The organism is Neisseria sp. P0021.S006, from assembly GCF_051956895.1.
Genome location: NZ_JBQCWZ010000390.1, coordinates 1 through 1,288, shown reverse-complemented (window position 1 = coordinate 1,288; position 1,288 = coordinate 1). Strand labels below are relative to the sequence as shown.

The 1,288-nt window shown below is 50.5% G+C and carries 1 protein-coding gene; it reads right to left on the bottom strand.

All coding sequences use genetic code 11. The features are described from left to right. Window positions 1–104: 104 nt before the first annotated feature. On the bottom strand, window positions 105–1,288 hold a 1,184-nt coding region (locus tag ACTHUM_RS14395), incomplete at its 5' end, for a uroporphyrinogen-III C-methyltransferase (protein ID WP_440403211.1).

Here is a 1,288-nt window from a genome sequence, read left to right as displayed (position 1 = left end):
CATGGTGTACTCAACCACGACGTACACGTTACCTGGATAAATGCCGGAAGCCAACGCTAAACCAACGGCGGCGGCAAACAGAATGACAATCCAAACGACGGTTTTCATGCTTGCTCTCCTTTAATTTTGGCAGCAGGCTTGGTTTGGTTTTGTGGTTTGGCAGCTTCGGCGGCCGGTTCTTTTTTGTTTTCAGACGGCAAAGCAGGTGCTTCCAGAGATTGAGGGGCAGAAGCGGCAGCCGGTGCGGCAGTCGTGGCTTGTTCGGTAGCTGCAGCCGGAGCGGAAGCGGTTTTCTCGGCAGCTTGGGTTTGCGTAGCTTCTTCGGTCGTCATTTGTGTACGCGAACCTTCTTGATAAGCACGAACGGCGCTCAAGCTGGCTTTCAGGCTGTCGTCTGAAATCATGCGGACATCAAGGGCTTTGAGTTCGGCCAACTCTTTCAACCATGACTGGGTAGCAGGGGATTTGCTGTCGAAGTATTGCTTCACGGTTGCTTCAACGTTGTTCAAATCGCTTTGGTACACTTCGCCATTGTGTTGCAACAGGGCAATGCGCGCATCCAAAAGGCGTAGGCGCAGGTTTTCACGGATGAAGTAGGTTTGTTCGGGCGAAATCAACATGGCGTCGTTGCTGTCCAGATGACGGACTTCAACCAAGCCTTTGAGGGCATTGAGGGATTTCTCCCATGTGTTTTCCCACCAGGTTCCTGAATTGGTGGCTTCGACAGGCGCGGCACCTGGTTTCAATACGCCGTCCAAGACTAAAGGCAGGCCGGAAATACCGGTTTCCAAACGGTCGATACGCAAGGCTGTAGCGGAAATATCGACATAAGGACGGTTTTTCAGTGCGGCCAAATCATTGCTGATGGCTTGTTTGACGGGGATAAGTTCAGGCTGTTCAAAACGGCTTAAGCGACTGTCGATGTGTTCCAATACGCTGACCGCGCCTTGTAGGTTGCCTGACAGCATCAATTGTTGCGAAGCAGTGTTCAGCATGGATTCGGCTTCGTCAACCAGCCAGTTGATACGGCCTTTGAGTAACTCTTGATAAGCTTTCTGCGTTTGCAGGATTTGATCACTATTGTTTTTTTGACCGTTGTTCAGGCGGTCTAACTCGGTCTGAATAGCGGTTTGGCGGTTGAGGTTGTCTTTTAAAAGGCTGGAGTTTTCAGATTCGCCTAACGCAGCTTTGTCGATTTTTTGGTTGAATTCGAGCTCTTGGTTTTTTAAAACATTTTGACCCTGTACAAACAGGAATCCGCTCGCGCCTAGGCCAAGCAGTGCCAAGA